Here is a 13,573-nt window from a genome sequence, read left to right on the forward strand (position 1 = left end):
GCGGCTCCGCTTCGTTTTATCGGCGAAGGGAAGGACGATGGATCAGGTCCTCTATGTGCTTGCGATCATGGGCTGCGGCGACGATTCGATGCAGTGCCAGCAGGCCCGGCTGGAGCCCGCGCGCTACACCTCGGTTCAGGCATGCCAGGCGGCGGCGGCCGGCGCGCTCCAGCGCAACACCGATTTGGATTTTCCGGTGATCAGCGCCGCCTGCCAGCGCCTGACGCCGCAGATGGTTGATTCCCGTCCGGCGCGCAGCGAACGCTCGGGCAGCTAGAACCCCAACTGTGCTCCGGCCTTCGCCGGAACACAGTAGGACTGTTGCTAGCGGGGCCTTTGCCACAGCGTGTCGGGACGCGGCGTGCCCGAATAGCGCCGTTTGCGGTTGCGCGCTTGCCACCAGGCGCGCGCGATCCAGCCCAGTTTCTCGAGCTTGCCGACCTTGACGCGGTGGTCCCAGGCATGATCGCCGATCGCCGCGACTTTCCGGGCGATCGCGCCGTAGATGCCCGCCGCGGCCAGCACCGCCCAGGCCGATCGGAACGAAAGTGCCGGGGTGCCGCCCCGCGCGCTCTCCTCATAGCAGGCCGCGCATTTCGCCAGCCGCTTGGCGAGCACGCTGAGCCGCGGGCGGAACGGCGGCTTCATGTGCTGGCCCGGGGGCATGTCCATCTCGACCAGCCATTCCTCGGGCAGGTAGCAGCGCCCGATCCGGTCGTCGGCCTCGATGTCGCGGGCGATGTTGGCGAGCTGGAAGGCGAGGCCGAGGTCGCAGGCACGGTCGAGCACCGCGTTGTCGTTGGGCGGCACCCCCATCACCACCGCCATCATGCAGCCGACGGCGCCGGCGACGTGATAGCTGTATTTGAACAAATCGGCTTCGGTGCGGGGGCGCCAGCCCGCCGCGTCTAGCGCGAAGCCTTCGACCACATCCCACACCAGCCGGTGCGGCATGCCGGTCTCTGCGACGACGATGCGCAGCGCGTCGAACGCCGGATCGCCGATCCAGCGGCCCTCGAGCGCCGCCGCGGTGCGCACGCGGATCACCTCGAGCCGCGCCTCGGCCTCGGCATCGCTGACGACATGATGGTGATGGCCGGCATCCTGCCCGTCGGCAAGATCGTCGCACGCGCGGCACCAGGCGTAGAGCAGCCAGGCGCGCTCGCGGGTACGCCTGTCGAACAGCCGGCTCGCCGCGGCGAAGCTCTTCGAGCCGCGACCGATCGACTCGCCAGCCGTTGCAACGATCGCGTCACGCGTTGGCAGCGCGCCGCTCAGAGGTCTTCGCGCTTCATGTTGATGATCGGGATCGTCGGGATGAACGCAGTCATCCTGTCGAGCAGCCCGTCGAGCGTGTCGTCGATCAGCAGCAGCCCCTGGTGCTGCGGCCGCAGGAAGCCGACCGTGCCCATATGCTGCCAGAAGTCGATCAGCTTGTCGTAATAGCCCGCGATGTTGAGCAGCCCGATCGGATCGGCGTGATAGCCGAGCTGCGCCCAGCTCAGCGCTTCCCACAATTCGTCCATCGTCCCGGTGCCGCCGGGCAGGTTGACGAAGCCGTCGGCGAGTTCGGTGAAGCGCGCCTTGCGCTCGTGCATCGTGTCGACGACGTGGAGTTCGGTCAGCCCGCGATGCGCGACTTCGGCATTGACCAGCGCAGTCGGGATCACCCCGATCACTTCGCCCCCAGCTTCGAGGCACGAATCGGCGACCGCGCCCATCAGCCCCAGCCGGCCACCGCCATAGACCACGCCGATGCCGCGCTCGGCGAGCCCGCGGCCGACCGCACGCGCCGCCTCGATATAGACCGGATCGGCGGGGGTGGCCGAGCCGCAATAGACTGCGAGCCGCTTCACCGGCCGTCCCCCAGCATCAGCGCGGCGGTGGCCTTGGCGCTGCCGACCACGCCGGGGATGCCCGCGCCCGGATGCGTGCCCGCGCCGACGAAATAAAGGTTCGAGATCGAATCGTCGCGGTTGTGCGCCCGGAAAAACGCGCTCTGGGTGAGGATCGGCTCGAGGCTGAACGCCGAGCCGAGATGCGCCTTGAGATCGGTGGCGAAATCGGGCGGCGCATAAGAGAATTTGGTCACGAGACGGTCCTTGAGGTCTGGGATCAGCCGGCGTGAGACTTCGGCGAGGATGCGCTCTTCGAGCACGGGACCGATGTCGCGCCAATCGGCGGGGAACTTGCCCAGATGCGGCACCGGCGCAAGCGCGTAGAAGGTCGAATGTCCTTCCGGGGCGACGCTTGGGTCGCTCGCGCTGGGATGATGGAGATAGAGCGAGAAATCCTCGCTCAACACGCCATGATCATAGATGTCGGCAAGGAGGCCCTGATAGCGCGGGCCGAACAGGATCGAATGGTGCGGAATCTCCGGGAAGCTTCCGCGCACGCCGAAATGGACGAGGAACAGCGAGGGCGAGAAGCGCTTTTTCTCCAGGCTCGCCGCCGTGCGCTGGGCGCTGCGCGAGTCGCCGAGCAGATCGCGATAGCTATGGACGATGTCGGCATTGCTGGCGATCGCGTCGGCCTCCAGCTCGAACCCGCTCTCGGTACGCAGTCCGGTGACCCGGTCGCCTAGCGTATGGATCTTGGCGACGGCGTCGCCGAGCCGCACCACGCCGCCCAGCCGCTCGAAATGGCGGACCATCCCGGCGACGAGCCGGTTGGTGCCGCCCTCGGCATACCAGACGCCGCCGTCGCGCTCGAGCTTGTGGATCAGCGCGTAGATCGCGCTCGTCGTCATCGGGTTGCCGCCGACCAGCAGCGTGTGGAAGCTCAGCGCCTGGCGGAGCTTCTCGTTCTTCACGAACCGCGACACGATCGAATAGACCGATCGCCACGCCTGGTATTTCATCAGCGCCGGCGCCGCGCGGACCATCGAGCCGAAATCGAGGAACGCGACATGGCCGAGCTTCTCATAGCCCTCGCGATACACTCCCGCCGAATATTTGAGGAAGCGGCGATAGCCTGCGACGTCCTCGGGATTGAGCCGGGCGATCTCGGCGCGGAGTTGGGGATCGTCGTTCGAATAGTCGAACGCAGTGCCGTCGGGCCAGGACAGCCGGTAGAAGGGCGATACCGGACGTAGCTGGACGTCCTCGGCGATGTCGCGCCCGGAGAGTCGCCAAAGCTCGCGCAGGGCGTCGGGGGCGGTGATCACGGTGGGCCCGGCATCGAAGGTGAAGCCGTCGCGCTCCCAATAATAGGCGCGCCCGCCCGGCTTGTCGCGCGCCTCGACGATCGTCGTATCGACTCCGGCCGATTGCAGGCGGATGGCGAGCGCGAGCCCGCCAAATCCCGCACCGATCACTACCGCTTTCTTCATTTGACCCCCGTTATCGCGCGTACCGCCCGGCCGATCGGCACCGGCGGCTTGCCCGTCATCACCCGGATCTTGTCGCCCAGGCTTGAATTGGCTGCATAGAAGCGCCCGATCAGCCCCTCGTCCAGCCGGTAGAAGCGTTCGAGGACGCGGTAACGTTCCCCAGGCTCGGCGGCGCGGAACAGCATCGCGGCGAGCAGCCGATAGAATTTGCGGCCTTTCCATAGGCGGCGGGCATGGCCCTGCAGCAGGTCGTGCAGCGCCTTGCCGTCGAATAGGCCAGCCTCGGCAACGAGCGCGGCGGTGCGCACCGCATCCGGCAGCGAATAGCTGGTCAGCGGGTGGAACAGGCCGGCACGCACTCCGGCCTTGCCGACACCCTCGCCGCTCGACCGCCAATAGGCCTCGAAATCACCACCGATCGCCACCGGAAGCACGCCGCTTTCCTCGCGCGCGACATCGCGTACCTGCCAGCCTTTCTGGTCCGCATAGGCCTGGATCCGCTCGCCCAGCGCCGCAGCGTCGAGGTCGGACGTGTCGCTGTAGTAGGTGTCCTCGACGAAGACCCGATCGGACGCGAAGGGCAGGCAATAGACGAAGCGATAGCCATCGAGCTGCTCGACCGCTGCGTCCATTACCACCGGGCGTTCAAGCGCGTGCGGCGCTGCCAGCATCAGCTCGCGGCCGAGGAATTTCTGCCAGCCCAATTCGAGCGCCGAGAGGTCGCCCGCGCCGCGGCAGTCGATCACGCCTTTCGCCTCGATCCGGTCGCCGCCGACAAGCTCGACAGCGGTGCTGCTCAGCGCCTGCACCTTGCGCCCGAGCATCGCAGTACCTTCGGGCAAGCCGGCGAGCAGCACGCGTTCGAAATCGCGCGACTCGATCGAATGGTAGGGCGATTTGAGCGTCCGCGCGTGCCCGGGGAAGGCGACGTCGTAGCGAGTCCAGCGATGGCCGATCATCGGCGTCACCAGCCAGCGGTTCGTTGGGGCGATGTCGCTGGAGAAGAAAGACCAGAGATGGTTTCCGCCGAGATGCGCGCCGGCTTCGATCAGCTTCAGCCTGGCCTCGGGATGCCGGGCGTGGACGGCACGTGCGATCAGCCCTCCGGCAAGACCGCCGCCGATAATGGCGAGGTCACAGCTGATCGTGGCCGACATCGATCCCGCCTAGCCCAGCGGGGCAGGCGTTCCAACAAAAACCCTCCCCGGGGCGATGCCGGGGAGGGCAGGGGTGGTGGGAGCAGAGCAATGCGCTCCCGAGAGATCAGGCGGCCTTGAGCAGCGGCCACTCCTCGGCCATCGCGCGCGCCACTGTGGGACGAGCGCGCAGCCGGGTGCGATAGGCGAGCAGCACCGGCCAGTCGGCGATCGCCACCCCGGCGGTCTCGCACCAGTTGAGCACCGTCAGCAGATAGGCGTCGGCGACGGTGAAGCGATCTTCGAGGAAGTCGCGACCCTCCAGATGCGCTGCGAGCACGCCGAACGGCTTGGCCACCCGGGCGCGCGCGGCGGCGCGCTCCTCGGGGCCTGCCGTCTTGCCGAGCAGCGGGGTGAACACGCTCTTGTGCAGCTCGGTGCCGGTGAAGTTGAGCCAAGCGAGCATCCGGTAATGCGCGTTGGAGAATCCGGTGAAGCTCAGCGCGCCTTCTGGCGCCAGCTCGGCGATATAGGTGAGCACCGCGGGGCCTTCGGTAAGCACGAAGCCATTGCCGGTCTCCAGCGCCGGGACATAGCCCATCGGGCTGATCTCACGGAAATCGCGCCCGTCGGGGAGCCGGCCATCGGCGGGGACGGCGACGAGTTCGGCATCGAGTTCCGCCTCGATCAACGCGATCCGCGCGGCGAGCGAGCAGGCGAAGGGGCGGAAATAGAGCTTCATGGCGGGCCTCCCTTGATTTCTATACGATCTCGCATAGAAATTGAGAGGTCAAGAATTATTTGCGGGATTGCATAAAAATGCCGAGCAAGGGGCGCGGCCGTCCGCGCAGCTTCGATCCCGACGAGGCGCTGGGCCGCGCCACCGAGCGGTTCCGGACGCAGGGCTATGCGGGCACGTCGCTCGACGACCTGTCCGAAGCGACCGGGCTCAAGCGGCCGAGCCTCGCCGCGGCGTTCGGCGACAAGCGCGCAATGTACCTTGCCGCGATCGATCGACTGACCATGCGGATCGATCGCCAGCTGCAGCGGCTCGGCGAGATGGCACTCGCGCCGCGCGAGCTGGTCGAGCGTATCCTGCTCGGCGGGATCGCGCTGTACCTGACCGGCAGCGAGGGCCCCGAAGGCTGCCTGATCATCAATACCGCGGCGACCCAGGCAGCGTCCGACCCGCAGGTACGCGCGAAGGTTGGCACTTTCCTCGCCGTCGAGGACGGCCGCATCGCCGAACTGCTCGCCGCGGCGGGCAGCGCCGCGCCAGAGGCGCAGGGGCGGCTGGTCGCTTCGGTGCTCCACTCGCTCAGCGTGCGGGCGCGGGGCGGGGCGTCGCGTGAGGAACTGGAACGCGTCGCGCACGATTGCATCGACCTGATCTTCGGAGCCGGAAATTGAGCGCGCTGCGTCCGTCGTTGCGGATCCCGCGCGCCGCCGCGATCGCCGCGCTGCTCGTCGCGCTGGCCGTTGCCGCGATCCTGGTGGCGATGGACCGGCCGCCGATCTGCCAATGCGGCACGATCAAGCTGTGGCATGGCGACGTTCATTCGAGCGAGAACAGCCAGCATCTTTCCGACTGGTACACGTTCAGCCATGTGATCCACGGCTTCCTGTTCTACGCCGCGGCACATTTCGCGTTGCGCGCGCGGGCGCGGGGCTGGGCGCTTCCGCTTGCGGTGGCGGTCGAGGGGTTCTGGGAGATCCTCGAAAACTCGCCGATCATCATCAACCGCTATCGCGAGGCGACGATCGCGCTCGGCTATTCGGGCGACAGCATCGTCAATTCCATGGCCGATATCGGCTGGATGGCGCTGGGCTTCGTGCTTGCCTCGCGGCTGCCCGCCTGGGCGACGATCGCGCTCGCACTGGCGTTCGAACTGGGCACGCTGGCGCTGATCCGCGACAATCTGACGCTCAATGTGCTGATGCTGGCCTGGCCGATCGATGCAGTCAGGACATGGCAAGGCGGCTAGTGTAGAGCGGCGCGCATGATCGTCGCGATCCTCCTGTCCGCGCTGGCGATGACGCTGATCGTCGGGGTGCGCTATCTGCTCACCTCGGGGGCGTTCGCGCTGGCGACGCGGCTGCGGCATCCGGCGCTTTATGCCGGGCTCGACAAGCAGATCCGCAAGGAGATCGGCTGGAGCCTCGCCTCGGCGGCGATCTATGGCGTGCCTGCGGGGGTGGTCGCCTGGGGCTGGCAGGAACGCGGCTGGACGCGAATCTACACCGACCTCGCCGACTGGCCGCTCTGGTATCTGCCCGTCTCGGTGCTGCTCTATCTCGTCGCGCACGATGCCTGGTTCTATTGGAGCCACCGGCTGATGCACCGGCCGCGCTGGTTCCGCATCGCGCATGCCGTGCATCACGCCAGCCGCCCGCCGACCGCCTGGGCGGCGATGAGCTTCCATCCCGTCGAAGCGCTGACCGGGGCCTTCGTCATTCCGCTGCTCGTCTTCGTCGTTCCGATCCATGTCGGCGCGCTGGGGGTGGTGCTGGCGACCATGACGGTTATGGGAGTGACCAACCACATGGGCTGGGAGATCTTTCCCCGCTTCCTCCACAGCGGGCCGTTGGGCGGATGGCTGATCACGGCGAGCCACCACCAGCGCCACCACCAGCTCTACGGATGTAATTATGGCCTTTATTTCCGCTTCTGGGACCGGCTCTGCGGCACCGACAAGGGACTGGGCGACTTCGCGGATCGCCGGCGCCGCTCTGTGCCTGGTGGGGCTGCCGGGGATGACCCCGGTCGGCAGCCTTGAGATCCAGGTCACCGGTCTTCGATCGGCCAAGGGGGTGCTCCAGTTCTGCGTGGCGCGACACGCCGGCGATTTCCCCGATTGCCGCAAGGGCGCCAGCGGCATCCAGCGCACCATCTCCGCCGCCGCACCCAGCATCCGCTTCGAGGGGCTGCCCCAGGGCAGCTACGCCGTGGCGGTGATCCACGACGCCAATGGCAACGCCAAGCTCGACACGATGCTGGGCATCCCCAAGGAGGGCTTCGGCTTTTCGCGCAACCCGGCGATCCGCTTCGGCCCGCCGCGCTTCGCCGCCGCCGAATTCAGCGTGGGCGGGAGCGGCACGGTCCAGCAGATCCGCATGCGCTACATGCTGTGAGCGGGCTGGCCGTGCGCGACCACGGCAGCTAAGGGCGGCGGCATGGCAGAACAAGAAGACAGCTTCGTCTATGACGAGGCGAGCGGCGAGTGGATCAGCGCGGCCGAGGCGAACGCCAAGGCGGCGGCGGGCGACCAGGTCGAAGTGCGCGATTCGGTGGGCAATCTGCTCGTCGATGGCGACCAGGTGACGCTGATCAAGGACCTGACCGTCAAGGGCGCGGGGCAGACGCTCAAGCGCGGCACGCTGATCAAGTCGATCCGGCTGACCGGCGACGCGCAGGAGATCGACTGCAAGTACGAAGGCATCAAGGGCCTGGTGCTGCGCGCGGAGTTCGTCCGGAAACGCTGAGCCGGACGCGGCCGCACGAATTGATGCGCGGTTGCGGCGCGCAGGGGCCTAAGGGTCGCGCGGGGCTTTTCGCCCCGAAGGACCTGATGATGGCCAAGAGCCAGAAGAAATCGAACCGCGAAGTGCGCAAGCCCAAGGCGGAGAAGGTCAAGACGATCGCCGCCAACGCATCGACCAAGGACAAGCCCGTCGCGATGGTGACGATCAAGGGATGAGCCGGCCCCGGATCGTGCCCCCCCGGCAGGATCCGGCGCGCCCGGGCGGCGCGAAAGGTTAGTAAAGGTCAGGCGAACGCGTCATTTCGCGGCGCGGTCGCCTGCCGCGTGCATGTCGCGCCCGGCCGCGCGTGCGAGAGCCCGATCGATCGCGAGGACGAATGGGACGGGTTCCTCCTGCGCCTCCGCTGCATAGCCCACGGCCTCGGGGCGGTGCCAATGGCGCTTTCGTTGAAAGTCACGGTGCGTTGCTATACATGTATAGCAATTGGAGGCGATCATGTTGGCAGTGCGTCTGGATGCCGAGACCGAAGCCCGGCTGGATTCACTGGCGGCGCGGACCGGGCGGACCAAGACCTTCTATGCGCGCGAGGCGATTGTGGCGCATCTCGACGATCTGGAGGATTTCTACCTCGCCGAGGAGCGGTTGCGCTCCTTTCGCAATCGGGAGGATCTCCCGCTTGTCGATGGGCAGCCGTCCCGGATCGAGGTCGAGCGCGCGGATATGCTCGATTCGCTGCGAAAATTGTGGGCGCAGGGCGAGGCGAGCGGCGCGGCGATCGACGGTAATTTCGATGCCGGAGACATCGCCAGACGCGGCAGCGAGCGCATGGCCGCCGCGCGCCGCCGCGATTGAGGATCCGCCGCCTCCCCGGGGCGATCCGCGACCTGGACGACATCTGGCTCCCTATCGCCACTGACAATCCCGCCGCCGCGACACGCCTGATCAAGCGGATCGCGGAAGGCGTTGCGCGGCTTGCCGACTTCCCTGAAAGCGGCCCGGCGCGACCCGAAATCGGCGCAGGCGCACACAGTGTGACGATCGGCAATTACCTCGTGCTCTACCGGATCGGACGCGACAGCGTCGATATCGTCCGCGTGATCCACGGCGCACGCGCGATTGCGGGGTTGCTGGATGGCTAGCGGTTTGCGGTGGGTCGAGCGCATGGCGGCGGCGCTGGATGCGGCGCTGGATGCGGCGGTTGGGCGTTGGAGGAGGGGCAGGGCGCCTTGGTATCCGATTGAATCAGTAATCCAGCTTAATCGCTCAATTCACCGCATTTCGCCACGGTTGATCGTCCCGGCTCTGTTCTACGTGAACGTAAGCGATACAGTTGCACGTCGATCCGAATCGCTTCGGGAACGATAAAACCAATGGAGGTGCCTATACAAGCGCGCTGATCAACTTCTCAATTCGCAGCGCAATGGGCAACCGGATGACTAATCGGTCGGGTTTAAGATGGCACCGCGTACGGGCACGTAAGGCAAACATGCTTGATACTCGAAACGGATCGCCGCTTCATCGAAGATCGTACTACGCGCAAATGGTCGCCTAACGCGCATTGGACCATCTCTCTCTTCAAGGAGAAGGCAGATGGATCAGCCTCAGTGGTTCCTTCATATGGACGACCGCTGGATGTGGCGTTGGTTTTTGACCAGCGGCCGCGGACAGCCGTTAGCCATGTCGAAGAGGTGCTTCTTCCGTCGCGAAGATGCAGTTCAGAACCTTGACGCTGCTCGCATGGCCGTGATCGGCCTGTAGGTAGTAATCCCGAAGCGACGGATCGATGGCGGGCAGCGGAAACGCTGCCCGTTTTCGTTCTGGTGCTCGCGGATAATGTTCAGTGATTGCGTCAGCCCGCTAAGCGTCGGGGGGCAGTGGCCCATCATCATCAGCCCGGAAAAAGCGCGCGTCGCGTCGGCGCGCTTCCCAAAATCCACTCTGCTCAGCCGATAGCACAACAGGATCCGTCGTACTTCCTCGCAAATCAATGAGCTGTATATGAACTAGTCGGGCATCTGTAGAAATCACATTATCGGAAGCAAAGAGGTTCTTTACCGCAAAATGAAGAGCCTCCTCCGCTTGTGCCATACTTGCTGTCGATCTGACCAGCTACCACTAATAAGCCGCCTTCTTTTGCCCACTTCCCCCCCTCAAGCCATCACATCGCGCTTGCCATCGGGGTCCGGCAACGGGTCAAGCGGGGGGCAGAAGCCGCAGGCCCATATCTCGATCGAGCGTTCGTAGCGCTCGCCGGTGCGGCTGTGCGTGGCGGTCATCCGGATGCGGTTCGGGATGACGCTGGCGCCCTTATATTCGGGCACGATCTCAAGCCGGTCGATGCGGTCGCGTTCGGCATAGGCGGCCAGCATCTCGACCAGCCGCGCGTGCGACGCGGCCGCGTCGAGCGTGACATAGCCGGTGTTGATCTTGGTCTTCGGGCCGCCCAGTTCGGTGGGGAAGAAATGGATCCGCACCAGCACGTGTTTGCGCGCCAGCCTGGCCGCTGCTGCGCGGGTGGTGACGGTGGAGAAATCGGGCGCGAGCGGCGGCGCGGGGAGGACGACTTGCTGCGCCGTGCGGGCGTCGGTCGCCGGCGAGGGCGGAAGCAACATTGCCATCGCCGCGTACAGCGATGCCCCGATCCGGCGGAGCCGGCGGAGCACTCCTGCCCTATAGCCTCGAATTGCCACCGCCGCCCTCCGATGCGAACGCCGCGCCCGAGACTATCGGCGTTCGCATCGAAAATGGCGGGAAGTTGCTCCGTTTCGGAGGTGATTCTGTGGGGCCTTCCGCGCCTGGCGGCGCGGCCCCTCCACCATACGCATGTGCGAATGGTCCCCCTCCCCGAGGCAAGCTCGGGGAGGATTCAGGGCTCAGTCGTGCTCGCGTCCACCGGCGCCCATGTAGAGCTCGCTGCCGGTTTCCTTGAACACCCGGCTCATCTCTTCCATCCCCTTGAGCGCCGCGGCCTTGCTTGCCGCCGCGGTCTCCGCGCCCGTCGGGCCGGTGGCGATGAAGCCCTCGACGCTCTGGTTCTGCTTGGTGGCAAATTCCCGAACTTCCTGGCTGATCTGCATCGAGCAGAATTTCGGGCCGCACATCGAGCAGAAATGCGCGGTCTTGGCGCCTTCGGCCGGTAGGGTCTGGTCGTGATAGTCCTCGGCGGTGTCGGGATCGAGCGACAGGTTGAACTGGTCGCGCCAGCGGAACTCGAAGCGCGCCTTGGACAGCGCATTGTCGCGGACCTGCGCGGCGGGGTGGCCCTTGGCGAGATCGGCGGCGTGGGCGGCGAGCTTGTAGGTCACCACGCCGACCTTGACGTCGTCGCGATCGGGGAGGCCGAGATGCTCCTTGGGGGTGACGTAGCAGAGCATCGCGGTGCCGTACCAGCCGATCATCGCGGCGCCGATGCCGCTGGTGATATGGTCATAGCCCGGGGCGATGTCGGTGGTGAGCGGCCCGAGCGTGTAGAAGGGGGCCTCGCCGCAGACCTCGAGCTGCTTGTCCATATTCTCCTTGATCTTGTGCATCGGCACATGGCCGGGGCCTTCGATCATCACCTGGACGTCCTGCTTCCAGGCGCGGTGGGTGAGCTCGCCGAGCGTGTAGAGCTCGCTGAACTGGGCTTCGTCGTTTGCATCGGCGATGCTGCCGGGGCGCAGGCCGTCGCCGAGGCTGTAGGCGATGTCATAGGCCTTCATGATCTCGGTGATCTCGTCGAAGCGCTCGTAGAGGAACGATTCGCGATGATGCGCGAGGCACCATTTGGCCATGATGCTGCCGCCGCGGCTGACGATGCCGGTGACGCGCTTGGCGGCCATCGGGATGTAGCCAAGGCGGACGCCGGCGTGGATGGTGAAATAGTCGACGCCCTGCTCGGCCTGCTCGATCAGCGTGTCGCGGAAGATCTCCCAGGTGAGGTCCTCGGCGACGCCGCCGACCTTTTCGAGCGCCTGGTAGATGGGCACGGTGCCGATCGGGACGGGCGAGTTGCGGAGGATCCACTCGCGGGTGTCGTGGATGTTGCGGCCGGTGGAGAGGTCCATCACCGTGTCCGCGCCCCAGCGGATCGACCAGACCATCTTGTCGACTTCGGCGGCGACGTTCGAGGCGACGGCGCTGTTGCCGATATTGGCGTTGATCTTGACCAGGAAGTTGCGGCCGATCGCCATCGGCTCGCTTTCGGGGTGGTTGATGTTGTTGGGGATGATCGCGCGGCCGCGCGCGATCTCGTCGCGGACGAATTCGGGGGTTACGTAGTCGGGGATCGCGGCGCCGAAGCTCTCGCCGTCGCGGAGGTAGTGCGCGAGGCGCTCGCGGCCTAGATTCTCGCGGGTGGCGACATATTCCATCTCCGGGGTGATGATGCCGCGGCGGGCATAGTGCATCTGGCTGACGTTCGCGCCGGGCCTGGCGCGGAGCGGGCGCTTGACCACGTTGGGGAAGGGCTCGACGCCGCCGCTGCGATCGGGACCGAGCTGGCCGTTATCCTCGGGGCGGACTTCGCGGGCGGCGACGGGTTCTACATCGCCGCGGCCGAGGATCCAGTCGCGGCGGAGCGCGGGGAGGCCGGCCTTGATGTCGATGCGGGCGTTGGGATCGGTATAGGGGCCCGAAGTGTCGTAGACGCGGACCGGGGCCTCGCCGCTGCCGGGCTCGAGGTGGATCTCGCGCATCGCGACGCCGAGCGGGCCGACATGGATCTTCTTCGAGCCGCGAATCGGTCCGGTGGTGACGCCGATTTCGGTGCGGGCGGGGATGTCGGCCATCGTGTCTTCTCCTCAAGCGGGGAGAGACGGATTGGGGGTGACCGCCTCCCTCCCTACGCCGGTGTCAACCGGATCAGGTTCAGCGGGTCGAGGGCTGCGGCCCTCCTCTCAAGCGCGGAACAGCGCTCCCCCGGGGATGGAGGGGTCTTAGGCCGATGCGGGCGCGAGGGGAAACGAAAAAGGGCGCCGGCCTTTCGGCGGGCGCCCTCTGCCTTGCCGGCGGGATCAGAGCGTGTTCTTGGCCTGCTGCTCGACTCGGGCGTCGTCATCGTCATCGGCCTTGTCGGCCATCGCCTCGCCGCGGTCCTCGACATTGTCGGCCTCGGCTTCGAGCGCGTCGTGGAGCTGGTCGTTGCCGGCGGCCTGGGCGGCATCGGCCTGGTTCTCGAGCGCGTCGGCCTGATTCTCGGCCATCGCCTCGATGTTCGAAGCGGCCTGGTCGTCGGCATTCTTGCCGCATGCGGCGAGCGCGAGCAGGCCGGCGGCAGCGACGGTCGCCTTGAGCAGAATCTTCATGGAGTTCCCCTTGTGGTTCGCGGCCGGCAGGCGCCGGACTCGCGCACCAATCGCCGAAACCCCGCGAGGTTCCGGAGGGAGGGCCGGGGTGGCCCTCGGCTTACTTGATCTTGGCTTCCTTGAACTCGACATGCTTGCGCACGACGGGATCGTACTTGCGGAAGGAGAACTTCTCGGTCTGGGTGCGGGGGTTCTTCTTGGTGACGTAGAAGAAACCGGTATCCGCCGTGCTGACGAGCTTGATCTTGACAGTGGTCGGCTTGGCCATGACCCGAAACCCTTGAATCGTTCGAAAAGAAATAGCGGCGCGCACGGGCGCACCGCTGTCAGGCCGCGGC

Annotated in this window: 19 protein-coding genes and 1 riboswitch; of the genes, 10 read left to right on the forward strand and 9 right to left on the reverse strand. The window is 66.4% G+C overall.

Features of this window, described 5'->3' with window-relative positions:
- The first annotated feature begins 37 nt into the window (after positions 1 to 37).
- Positions 38 to 277: a hypothetical protein gene (locus RZN05_RS17670; protein WP_317228000.1), complete on the forward strand. Its 240-nt coding sequence runs from the start codon at positions 38 to 40 to the stop codon at positions 275 to 277.
- Positions 278 to 324: 47 nt separating this feature from the next.
- Here the strand turns inward: RZN05_RS17670 and RZN05_RS17675 are convergent, their stop codons facing one another.
- The 5 genes from RZN05_RS17675 to RZN05_RS17695 form a co-directional block, all read right to left on the reverse strand.
- The gene (locus tag RZN05_RS17675) at positions 325 to 1,278 is read right to left on the reverse strand and encodes a phytoene/squalene synthase family protein (protein WP_317228561.1); all 954 of its coding nucleotides are present in this window, start codon (positions 1,276 to 1,278) and stop codon (positions 325 to 327) included.
- Positions 1,275 to 1,856 (reverse strand): LOG family protein, encoded by a 582-nt coding sequence (locus tag RZN05_RS17680; protein WP_317228001.1) that lies wholly within the window; start codon positions 1,854 to 1,856, stop codon positions 1,275 to 1,277. The genes RZN05_RS17675 and RZN05_RS17680 overlap by 4 nt, the downstream gene beginning before the upstream one ends.
- Positions 1,853 to 3,331 carry a phytoene desaturase gene (locus RZN05_RS17685; RefSeq protein ID WP_317228002.1) on the reverse strand — a complete coding sequence of 493 codons (1,479 nt, stop codon included), beginning with the start codon at positions 3,329 to 3,331 and terminating at the stop codon, positions 1,853 to 1,855. Before RZN05_RS17685 ends, RZN05_RS17680 begins: the two co-directional genes overlap by 4 nt.
- The gene (crtY, locus tag RZN05_RS17690) at positions 3,328 to 4,488 is read right to left on the reverse strand and encodes a lycopene beta-cyclase CrtY (protein WP_317228003.1); all 1,161 of its coding nucleotides are present in this window, start codon (positions 4,486 to 4,488) and stop codon (positions 3,328 to 3,330) included. The genes RZN05_RS17685 and crtY overlap by 4 nt, the downstream gene beginning before the upstream one ends.
- Before the next feature lie 106 nt (positions 4,489 to 4,594).
- Complete coding sequence (locus RZN05_RS17695; RefSeq protein ID WP_317228004.1) at positions 4,595 to 5,209, reverse strand: glutathione binding-like protein; 615 nt, start codon at positions 5,207 to 5,209, stop codon at positions 4,595 to 4,597.
- A gap of 77 nt (positions 5,210 to 5,286) precedes the next feature.
- On the opposite strand from RZN05_RS17695, the gene RZN05_RS17700 reads away from it, so the two are divergent.
- From RZN05_RS17700 to RZN05_RS17740, 9 genes are all read left to right on the forward strand, one after another.
- Entirely contained in the window at positions 5,287 to 5,877 is a 591-nt protein-coding gene (locus RZN05_RS17700; protein WP_317228005.1) for a TetR/AcrR family transcriptional regulator, read from the forward strand.
- Positions 5,878 to 5,882: 5 nt separating this feature from the next.
- Positions 5,883 to 6,452 carry a DUF2585 domain-containing protein gene (locus tag RZN05_RS17705; protein WP_394804847.1) on the forward strand — a complete coding sequence of 190 codons (570 nt, stop codon included), beginning with the start codon at positions 5,883 to 5,885 and terminating at the stop codon, positions 6,450 to 6,452.
- Between the two features lie 15 nt (positions 6,453 to 6,467).
- Positions 6,468 to 7,244, forward strand: coding sequence for a sterol desaturase family protein (locus tag RZN05_RS17710; RefSeq protein ID WP_317228007.1), 777 nt, complete (start codon positions 6,468 to 6,470; stop codon positions 7,242 to 7,244).
- Positions 7,222 to 7,599, forward strand: coding sequence for a DUF2141 domain-containing protein (locus RZN05_RS17715; protein ID WP_317228008.1), 378 nt, complete (start codon positions 7,222 to 7,224; stop codon positions 7,597 to 7,599). The genes RZN05_RS17710 and RZN05_RS17715 overlap by 23 nt, the downstream gene beginning before the upstream one ends.
- 42 nt (positions 7,600 to 7,641) lie before the next feature.
- Entirely contained in the window at positions 7,642 to 7,950 is a 309-nt protein-coding gene (locus tag RZN05_RS17720) for an alkylphosphonate utilization protein (protein ID WP_317228009.1), read from the forward strand.
- An 86-nt stretch (positions 7,951 to 8,036) separates the two neighbouring features.
- Positions 8,037 to 8,165 (forward strand): hypothetical protein, encoded by a 129-nt coding sequence (locus RZN05_RS17725; RefSeq protein WP_317228010.1) that lies wholly within the window; start codon positions 8,037 to 8,039, stop codon positions 8,163 to 8,165.
- A gap of 280 nt (positions 8,166 to 8,445) precedes the next feature.
- Positions 8,446 to 8,802 (forward strand): type II toxin-antitoxin system RelB family antitoxin, encoded by a 357-nt coding sequence (gene relB, locus RZN05_RS17730; RefSeq protein ID WP_317228011.1) that lies wholly within the window; start codon positions 8,446 to 8,448, stop codon positions 8,800 to 8,802.
- On the forward strand, positions 8,799 to 9,089 hold the full coding sequence (locus RZN05_RS17735) for a type II toxin-antitoxin system RelE/ParE family toxin (protein ID WP_317228012.1): 291 nt from the start codon (positions 8,799 to 8,801) through the stop codon (positions 9,087 to 9,089). The genes relB and RZN05_RS17735 overlap by 4 nt, the downstream gene beginning before the upstream one ends.
- A gap of 451 nt (positions 9,090 to 9,540) precedes the next feature.
- A complete protein-coding gene (locus tag RZN05_RS17740) occupies positions 9,541 to 9,708 on the forward strand; it encodes a hypothetical protein (RefSeq protein WP_317228013.1) in 168 nt (55 codons plus the stop codon).
- Between the two features lie 392 nt (positions 9,709 to 10,100).
- Here the strand turns inward: RZN05_RS17740 and RZN05_RS17745 are convergent, their stop codons facing one another.
- From RZN05_RS17745 to rpmG, 4 genes are all read right to left on the reverse strand, one after another.
- Entirely contained in the window at positions 10,101 to 10,562 is a 462-nt protein-coding gene (locus RZN05_RS17745; RefSeq protein ID WP_317228014.1) for a hypothetical protein, read from the reverse strand.
- 261 nt (positions 10,563 to 10,823) lie between these two features.
- The gene (gene thiC / locus RZN05_RS17750) at positions 10,824 to 12,719 is read right to left on the reverse strand and encodes a phosphomethylpyrimidine synthase ThiC (protein WP_317228015.1); all 1,896 of its coding nucleotides are present in this window, start codon (positions 12,717 to 12,719) and stop codon (positions 10,824 to 10,826) included.
- Between the two features lie 46 nt (positions 12,720 to 12,765).
- Positions 12,766 to 12,856: riboswitch (TPP riboswitch) on the reverse strand.
- An 88-nt stretch (positions 12,857 to 12,944) separates the two neighbouring features.
- Complete coding sequence (locus tag RZN05_RS17755) at positions 12,945 to 13,235, reverse strand: hypothetical protein (protein WP_317228016.1); 291 nt, start codon at positions 13,233 to 13,235, stop codon at positions 12,945 to 12,947.
- Positions 13,236 to 13,335: 100 nt separating this feature from the next.
- Positions 13,336 to 13,503, reverse strand: coding sequence for a 50S ribosomal protein L33 (gene rpmG, locus RZN05_RS17760; RefSeq protein WP_025560997.1), 168 nt, complete (start codon positions 13,501 to 13,503; stop codon positions 13,336 to 13,338).
- Between the last annotated feature and the right edge of the window lie 70 nt (positions 13,504 to 13,573).

The organism is Sphingomonas sp. HF-S4 (assembly GCF_032911445.1).
Classification (GTDB): Bacteria; Pseudomonadota; Alphaproteobacteria; order Sphingomonadales; family Sphingomonadaceae; genus Sphingomonas; species Sphingomonas agrestis.

Coding starts and splice junctions, on each gene's coding strand:
- RZN05_RS17670 (WP_317228000.1), top strand. CDS start 38: ATGGATCAGGTCCTCTATGTGCTTGCGATCATGGGCTGCGGCGACGAT.
- RZN05_RS17685 (WP_317228002.1), bottom strand. CDS start 3,331: ATGAAGAAAGCGGTAGTGATCGGTGCGGGATTTGGCGGGCTCGCGCTC.
- crtY (WP_317228003.1), bottom strand. CDS start 4,488: ATGTCGGCCACGATCAGCTGTGACCTCGCCATTATCGGCGGCGGTCTT.
- RZN05_RS17695 (WP_317228004.1), bottom strand. CDS start 5,209: ATGAAGCTCTATTTCCGCCCCTTCGCCTGCTCGCTCGCCGCGCGGATC.
- RZN05_RS17700 (WP_317228005.1), top strand. CDS start 5,287: ATGCCGAGCAAGGGGCGCGGCCGTCCGCGCAGCTTCGATCCCGACGAG.
- RZN05_RS17710 (WP_317228007.1), top strand. CDS start 6,468: ATGATCGTCGCGATCCTCCTGTCCGCGCTGGCGATGACGCTGATCGTC.
- RZN05_RS17715 (WP_317228008.1), top strand. CDS start 7,222: ATGACCCCGGTCGGCAGCCTTGAGATCCAGGTCACCGGTCTTCGATCG.
- RZN05_RS17720 (WP_317228009.1), top strand. CDS start 7,642: ATGGCAGAACAAGAAGACAGCTTCGTCTATGACGAGGCGAGCGGCGAG.
- RZN05_RS17725 (WP_317228010.1), top strand. CDS start 8,037: ATGATGGCCAAGAGCCAGAAGAAATCGAACCGCGAAGTGCGCAAGCCC.
- relB (WP_317228011.1), top strand. CDS start 8,446: ATGTTGGCAGTGCGTCTGGATGCCGAGACCGAAGCCCGGCTGGATTCA.
- RZN05_RS17740 (WP_317228013.1), top strand. CDS start 9,541: ATGGATCAGCCTCAGTGGTTCCTTCATATGGACGACCGCTGGATGTGG.
- RZN05_RS17745 (WP_317228014.1), bottom strand. CDS start 10,562: ATGTTGCTTCCGCCCTCGCCGGCGACCGACGCCCGCACGGCGCAGCAA.
- thiC (WP_317228015.1), bottom strand. CDS start 12,719: ATGGCCGACATCCCCGCCCGCACCGAAATCGGCGTCACCACCGGACCG.
- RZN05_RS17755 (WP_317228016.1), bottom strand. CDS start 13,235: ATGAAGATTCTGCTCAAGGCGACCGTCGCTGCCGCCGGCCTGCTCGCG.
- rpmG (WP_025560997.1), bottom strand. CDS start 13,503: ATGGCCAAGCCGACCACTGTCAAGATCAAGCTCGTCAGCACGGCGGAT.